Annotated in this window: 7 protein-coding genes; 4 read left to right on the plus strand and 3 right to left on the minus strand. The window is 63.1% G+C overall.

Translation table 11 applies throughout. The annotated features are described in order from the left end of the window. The first annotated feature begins 15 nt into the window (after positions 1–15). Positions 16–990, plus strand: a complete 975-nt coding sequence (locus AB4Z51_RS32620) for a CHAD domain-containing protein (protein ID WP_441498787.1) — start codon at positions 16–18, stop codon at positions 988–990. Between the two features lie 76 nt (positions 991–1,066). Next, positions 1,067–1,795, plus strand: a complete 729-nt coding sequence (locus tag AB4Z51_RS32625; protein ID WP_441498788.1) for a CBS domain-containing protein — start codon at positions 1,067–1,069, stop codon at positions 1,793–1,795. Positions 1,796–1,813: 18 nt separating this feature from the next. Here the strand turns inward: AB4Z51_RS32625 and AB4Z51_RS32630 are convergent, their stop codons facing one another. The 3 genes from AB4Z51_RS32630 to AB4Z51_RS32640 all read right to left on the minus strand — a co-directional run bounded on the left by AB4Z51_RS32630 (position 1,814) and on the right by AB4Z51_RS32640 (position 4,646). Then, positions 1,814–2,272, minus strand: coding sequence for a RidA family protein (locus AB4Z51_RS32630; protein ID WP_354123911.1), 459 nt, complete (start codon positions 2,270–2,272; stop codon positions 1,814–1,816). A 21-nt stretch (positions 2,273–2,293) separates the two neighbouring features. Next, positions 2,294–3,985, minus strand: a complete 1,692-nt coding sequence (locus AB4Z51_RS32635; protein WP_135215110.1) for a benzoate-CoA ligase family protein — start codon at positions 3,983–3,985, stop codon at positions 2,294–2,296. A gap of 151 nt (positions 3,986–4,136) precedes the next feature. Next, complete coding sequence (locus tag AB4Z51_RS32640; protein ID WP_441498789.1) at positions 4,137–4,646, minus strand: MarR family winged helix-turn-helix transcriptional regulator; 510 nt, start codon at positions 4,644–4,646, stop codon at positions 4,137–4,139. Positions 4,647–4,906: 260 nt separating this feature from the next. Between AB4Z51_RS32640 and AB4Z51_RS32645 the strand changes: the two genes are divergently transcribed. Further along, positions 4,907–6,082: an ABC transporter substrate-binding protein gene (locus AB4Z51_RS32645; RefSeq protein WP_063982087.1), complete on the plus strand. Its 1,176-nt coding sequence runs from the start codon at positions 4,907–4,909 to the stop codon at positions 6,080–6,082. Between the two features lie 27 nt (positions 6,083–6,109). After that, entirely contained in the window at positions 6,110–6,565 is a 456-nt protein-coding gene (locus AB4Z51_RS32650; protein WP_007601580.1) for a cupin domain-containing protein, read from the plus strand. Positions 6,566–6,690: the final 125 nt, after the last annotated feature.

The raw sequence follows: 6,690 nt of genomic DNA on the forward strand, positions 1-6,690 counted from the left end.
TTGGCGCGGGCTAGGATGGCGCGACCCACCACGAGTTCGATGGCGACCGCTCGCGCCAAGCCTGCGGCGCGGCGCAATGTTCTGCCCGGCCGCCTCAGCCCCGGCATGGCCTGCGACACCGCGTTCCGGATCATCGCCCGCCGCCACCTCGATGCCGTCCTCGCCCAGCACGATGGCACCTGCCACGGCGATCCGGAGGCGCTGCATCAGATCCGGATCGCACTGACGCATCTGCGCACCGCCATCCGCTTCTTCTCGCCCATGGTCGACGATGCCCTGCGGCCGAATGTCTGGGCCGAATTGAAATGGCTGAACAGCCAGCTCGGCATGGTGCGCGACCTCGACGTGGCGATCGAGCGAGTTATCGCCGAGAGCGGGGGCGAGCTTGACGTGATCGCCGAGCTTCAGCATTGGGACGAGAAGCGCGCCGAGAGCCACCGCCTGCTGGCGCGCGCGCTGCAATCGGCGCGGTATCGCCGTCTTGTCGAGCAGACCTCGGCCTGGATCGAGAGCGGTCCTTGGTCGACCCGGCGCAGCAAGGAAGCCATCCGATTGCGCCGCTGCCCGCTTGCCGACCACGCGACGGCGCAGCTCACGGAATGGGAAACGGCGCTGCTCAGGAAGGCGCGGAAACTGCGCAAGCTCGACGTCGAAAAACGGCACAAGCTGCGGCTCCTCAACAAGCGGCTGACCTATTCGATCGAATCGCTGGAGGATTTGTTTGCAGACGAATCGCTGACCAAACAGAAGTCGATCCTCAAGCAATTGCGCAAGGCGCAGAAGTCCCTCGGGCAATTGAACGACGATGCGCGAGGGCAAACCCTGGCAGCGTCACTGAACGAGGCCGTCCCAGAGGCGGGCATTCGCTTCCTCAACCGGAAGCGTCAAAAGAAGCTGTTGCGGACCGCCTCGAACGCTTACCGGAAACTGGACAAGGCCAAGCCGTTCCGCTCGTCCGACCTCGCCCCGAATGCAGGCGGACCAGCTTGACTTGGGTCAAATCAGCTTCCTGCCGGCGAACTAAGCTCCACACATCGATATTCGTGTGAACTTGCGGAGCTTCCCCATGCGCGCCCACCAGATCATGACCCGCTCGGTTATCTCGGTTGCCCCCCACACCAGCATCATCGAGGCGGCAAACAGCATGCTGAAGCGGCACGTCAGCGGCCTCACCGTGGTCGACGATGCCGGCAAGCTGGTCGGCGTGGTCTCCGAGGGGGATTTCGTCCGCCGCAGCGAAATCGGCACCGGGCGCAAGCGAGGCCGCTGGCTGCGGTTCATCCTCGGCCCCGGCACATCCGCCAGCGATTTCGTCCACGAACATGGCCGCAAGGTCTCGGAGGTGATGACCGCCTCGGTCGTGACCATCACCGAGGATACGGCGCTCGCGGAGATCGTTGATCTCATGGAACGGAACAACGTCAAGCGGCTGCCGGTGGTACGCGGCGACAAGGTCGTCGGCATCGTCTCGCGCGCCAATCTATTGCAGGCGGTGGCGGGGCTCGCTCGCGAGGTCCCGGATCCGACGGCCGACGACGATCACATTCGCGGCCGTATCATCGACACCATGGAGAAAAACGACTGGTGCCCGTTCGGACTGAACGTCATCGTCCGGGGCGGCATCGTTCATCTCAGCGGCGTCATCACCGAGGAACGCGCGCGTCAGGCCGCCGTCGTTGCGGCGGAGAACGTCGAGGGTGTCAAGAAGGTGCACGACCATCTGTGCTGGGTCGACACCGTATCGGGCGTCTATCTGAATTCGCCCGAGGACGACGATCTCGCCAAGGCCAGCTAGGTGCGAACCAAAGGCGGCTTAGCGGGGAATGACGGCGGTGGCTTCGATCTCGACGCGCGCCGCCTTCTCGACGAGGCGGACGACCTGCACCAGTGCCATCGCAGGATAGTGCGCACCGAAAGTGGCGCGGTAGCTCTTGCCGAGCTCCCTCAGGTTCGCCAGGTATTCGTCCATGTCGACGACGTACCAGGTCAGGCGCACGAGGTGCTCGGGCCGCGCACCCGCCTCCGCCAATATCTCGGCGATGTTGCTCAGGGCTTGGCGCACTTGCGCGACAAAGCCGTCCGCGAGACGCTCCTCGGCGTCCCAGCCGATCACGCCGCCGGTGACGACGATGCGTCCCTCGGCGGCCATGCCGTTGGCATAGCCTTTCGGTAGCGGCCAGCCGGACGGTTGGAGCACCTGCGCCCTGGAGCCGGTTTCGTCCTCGGCCGCTGTCGGCAGCACCGCGAGATGCGGGCCTTTCGGCGTCGTCACGGACAATTCTTCATCCTTCTCTTATTCCGCCGCAACGCCAGAGGACGTCGCTGCAGCCTGCGCCAACTGCCGCAGGGCAAATCGCTTCAACTTGCCGGTCTCGGTCTTCGGCAGTTGCGCCACGAACTCGATCGCGCGCGGATATTTGTAAGGCGCAATCTCACGTTTGACATGCTCCTGCAACTCAGCTGCGAGTTGAGCGTCCGGCGTCACGCCGGGGGCGGCGATGACATAGGCCTTCACGATCATGCCACGCGCCTCGTCCGGCGCACCGACGACGCCGCACTCGGCTACGGATGGATGCGTCAGCAGCGCCGCCTCCACATCCGTGCCCGCGATGTTGTACCCGGCTGACACGATCATGTCGTCGGAGCGCGACTGGTACCAGAAGTAGCCGTCGCTATCCATCAGATAAGTATCGCCGGTGATGTTCCAGCCGTTCTGGACGTATTTGCGCTGCCGCTCGTCGGCGAGATAGCGGCAGCCGGTCGGGCCGCGCACCGCGAGCCGCCCCATCGTGCCCGGCGGCAGGTCATTGCCGTCGTCATCGACGATTTTTGCTTCGTAACCCGGCACGGGTTTGCCGGTTGCGCCGGGACGGATCTCGTCCTCGGTCGCGCTGATGAAGATGTGCAGCAGCTCGGTCGAACCGATGCCGTCCATCAGCTTGATGCCAGTGGCCTTGAGCCAGGCATCGAATGTCGGCTTGGGAAGGGTCTCGCCGGCAGAAATGCACTTGCGCAGCGAGGAAATGTCGCGACCTGCGAGCTTGCCGATCATGGCGCGATAGGCGGTCGGCGCGGTGAAGCAGACCGAGGTCTTGTATTGCTCGATCGCCGTCAGCATGTCGTCCGGCGTCGTCTTCTCCAGCACGACGAAGGAAGCGCCGATATGCATCGGAAACAACACGCCGCCGAAGCCGAAGGTAAAGGCGAGCGGCGCTGAACCGACGAAGCGATCCTTCTGCTCCGCCCTCAAGATGTTGTGCGCATAACCGTCGCAGACCGCCAGCATATCCCGATGGAAATGCATGGTGCCCTTGGGATCGCCCGTCGTGCCCGACGTGAAGGCAATCAGGCAGATGTCATCGGCGGCGGTATCGACCGCCTTGAACTCCGGGCTCGCATCAGCAATCAGCGCCTCGAGCGAGTCCGACGCGCTGTTGCCCCAATAGACCACGTGCTTGAGGCCGGGCGCCGCCGCTTTCGCCTTCTCCATCTCCTCCGAGAGTTTTCCATCGCAGAGCGCGAGTGCAATCTCCGCCTTCTGGATCGGATAAGATAGTTCCTTGGCGCGCAGCAGAGGCATGGTCGCCACGACGATGCCGCCAGCCTTGATCACCGCGAGATAGGTCGCAACCATCATCGGATTGTTGGCGGAGCGCAGCAGCACGCGTCCGCCGGTTACGAGACCAAGCTTGCGAACCAGCACGTTGGCGATGCGGTTCACGAGCGCTTGCAGCTCGCGATAGGTGTAGCTGACGGCCGGACTGATGACGCAGGACCCGTCACCGTGGCCCTGCTCGACCCAGCGGTCGAGAAAATAGCTGACGCAGTTCAATCGCGGCGGATAGTGCAGCTCCGGCCGCGTGAAGATGAATTCGGGCCAGAACTCTCGCGGCGGCAGATGCTGCCGTGCGAACGTATCGACGTGGGCTGTCGCGGCGTTGCCGTCATACGAGCCCGACTCTTCAGCCTTAGCGGCGTTGGCCATCGCACGCTCCTTTCAGCATGGAAAGCACCCGGCAGCATCATATGGGAAACATTTTAGGCTTAAAACAATTCGGCGCAATAGCGGATTTTGGGCATCCCATGCATTTTCCTGCGGCAAGGTGGTGGGACTGGCGGGGTGCCCCGCTGGCGGACTACGGCCGGCGGCGAGCGGCTGATTTCTGCGCCGACGCCTTTGTCTTGGCCAGGAGCCGCATCAATTCGCGGACGTCCTTCGGGGTCAGGTCGGCGAAGAGATCGGAGATCCAGGTCTCGTGCTCCGCGGCCATCCTGCGAAACTCGGCGCGACCCAGCTTTGTGAGGCGGATCACCTGGACGCGGCGGTCCGTCTCCGAGGTGCGCCGGTCGAGATGGCCCGATTCCACCAGCCGTTCGACGAGGCCGGTGACGTTGCCGTTGGACACCATCATGCGCTTGGAGACGTCGGACAGCGTCATGCCATCGGGCGCCTTGTCGAGCTGCGCCATCAGGTCGAACCGGGGCAGCGTGACGTCGAAGCGCTGTCGCAGGCGGCCACGGACTTCGCCTTCGATCAGGGTCGTGCAGGTGAGCAGACGCAGCCACAGCCGAAGCTCTTCGGCGTGGTCCTCCGGCGTCTCGACGGCCTTGGTCTCGGAATCGAGCATCTCGATGCAGTCACTCATGGCCGGCCTTGGCGCCAGCACGGATTCCCCAACGTTTTGAGCTTCAAATAAATCGGCCCCGGCCGCAAGCCTAAAGCTGCAACAAACGACCGCACTCAAATTTCTTTAGGCTTCAAATAACTGGCGCGCCGCTTGCATGCGCCACTGCCCGCAGGATGGCCCCGCCTTGAGCTTGCTTGCCGCGGCCGCCATCATCGGCATAAGCTTGAATTGGAGTACCCGGCTTGCTGCGCAGGCCCGATCGTCACGGGGGACACATCATGAAGACGCAACTGACCTTGGCCGCTGCCGCCCTGCTGCTCGGCACCGCGGTGAGCCCTTCCTTCGCCCAGGAGAAGATCAAGCTGGGCGTGGTCGTGACCCTGTCGGGCCCCGCCGCCGCGCTTGGCCAGCAGGTCCGCGACGGCTTTGCGCTCGCCGTGAAGGATCTCGGCGGCAAGATGGGGGGCCGAGATGTCGAGGTGATCGTCGCCGATGACGAGTTGAAGCCCGACGCAGCGGTCACGAAGGTCAAGGGCCTTCTGGAGCGCGACAAGGTCGACTTCGTGGTGGGCCCGATCTTCTCCAACATCCTCCAGGCGATCCACCGCCCCATTACGGAGTCCAAGACGTTCCTGATCAGCCCCAACGCCGGCCCATCGACTTTCGCCGGCAAGGACTGCAACCCGTTCTTCTATGTGACGTCGTATCAGAACGACCAGGTCCACGAGATCCTCGGCAAGGTCGCGCAGGATCGCGGCTACAAGCGCATGTATCTGATGGTGCCGAACTAYCAGGCCGGCAAGGATTCAGTGGCGGGCTTCAAGCTCGACTACAAGGGCGAGATCGTCGAAGAATCCTACATGCCGCTGAACACGCTGGACTTCCAGCCGGAACTTTCCAAGATCTCGTCGCAGAAGCCCGATGCGCTGTTCACGTTCATGCCGGGCGGCCTCGGCGTCAATCTCGTCAAGCAATACCGGCAGGCCGGCCTCGCCGACACTATTCCGGTGCTCTCGGCTTTCACGGTGGATGAATCGACCTTGCCGGCGCAGCAGGATGCGGCCGTCGGCATGTTTGGCGGCGCGAACTGGGCGCCCAATCTCGACAACCCCCAGAACAAGAAGTTCGTCGCGGCCTATGAAGCCGCCTACAACGTCGTGCCCGGCACCTACGCTTTCCAGGCCTATGACGCCGCGATGCTGATCGACAGCGCGGTCAAGGCCGTGAAAGGCGATCTCTCGAACAAGGATGCGGTTGGGGCTGCGCTGAAGAAGGCCGACTTCACCTCTCTGCGCGGCGCCTTCAAGTTCAACACCAACGGCTATCCGATCCAGGATTTCTATCTGACCAAGGTCGCCAAGCGTGCGGACGGCAAGTTCCAGACCGAGATCGTTCAGAAAGTCTTTGAGAACTATGGCGACCGCTATGCCAAGGACTGCAAGGCGGCAAACTAAGCCGCACCGCATTACGGGAGGACTGCAATGAAAAGCGAAATCACCGGCATCACACGGGCCAATGAAGGGATCCAGGGCATTTCCTGGAACATCCTCGGCCAGACCTACGTGCCGAAGAGCAATACCGAGCACAGCTTCTCCTGGCACGCGACATTGCCGCCGGGCACATTCGTGCCGCCGCACATCCATCCCGACCAGGATGAGTATCTCTACATGCTCGAGGGCAAGCTCGACTTCATGCTCGGCAATTCGGAGTCGCAGGCGACCGCGGGCGATCTGATCCGCCTCGGCATGGGTGTGCCGCACGGCATCTTCAACAAGTCGGAGCAGACCGCAAAGGTGCTGTTCTGGGTGTCGCCGACCCGCAAGCTGTTCGACCTGTTCTGGGGCCTTCACAATATGAAGGAACAGAAGCCCGAGGACGTGGTGGCGATGGCCGCCGAGTTCAACATCCACTTCCTGCCGCCGCCGCCCGGCGGCTAAAGCGTGATGGCATTAAGTTCGATAGCCTGAATTTTTCAGGTAATTGGCGCATTCCTCGGGGGTGAAGGCATCGAGTGCGTGGCCGATTGCGGCGCAGACCGCGTCGACGGTTCGCGCGGCAGCTT

The sequence above is a fragment of the Bradyrhizobium sp. 2TAF36 genome (genome assembly GCF_052114925.1).
In the GTDB taxonomy this organism is placed as follows: domain Bacteria; phylum Pseudomonadota; class Alphaproteobacteria; order Rhizobiales; family Xanthobacteraceae; genus Bradyrhizobium; species Bradyrhizobium barranii.

Bases quoted from the DNA above. Each gene is read 5' to 3' on its own strand.
- AB4Z51_RS32635 (WP_135215110.1), bottom strand. From the start codon at position 3,985: ATGGCCAACGCCGCTAAGGCTGAAGAGTCGGGCTCGTATGACGGCAAC.
- AB4Z51_RS32625 (WP_441498788.1), top strand. From the start codon at position 1,067: ATGCGCGCCCACCAGATCATGACCCGCTCGGTTATCTCGGTTGCCCCC.
- AB4Z51_RS32640 (WP_441498789.1), bottom strand. From the start codon at position 4,646: ATGAGTGACTGCATCGAGATGCTCGATTCCGAGACCAAGGCCGTCGAG.
- AB4Z51_RS32650 (WP_007601580.1), top strand. From the start codon at position 6,110: ATGAAAAGCGAAATCACCGGCATCACACGGGCCAATGAAGGGATCCAG.
- AB4Z51_RS32620 (WP_441498787.1), top strand. From the start codon at position 16: ATGGCGCGACCCACCACGAGTTCGATGGCGACCGCTCGCGCCAAGCCT.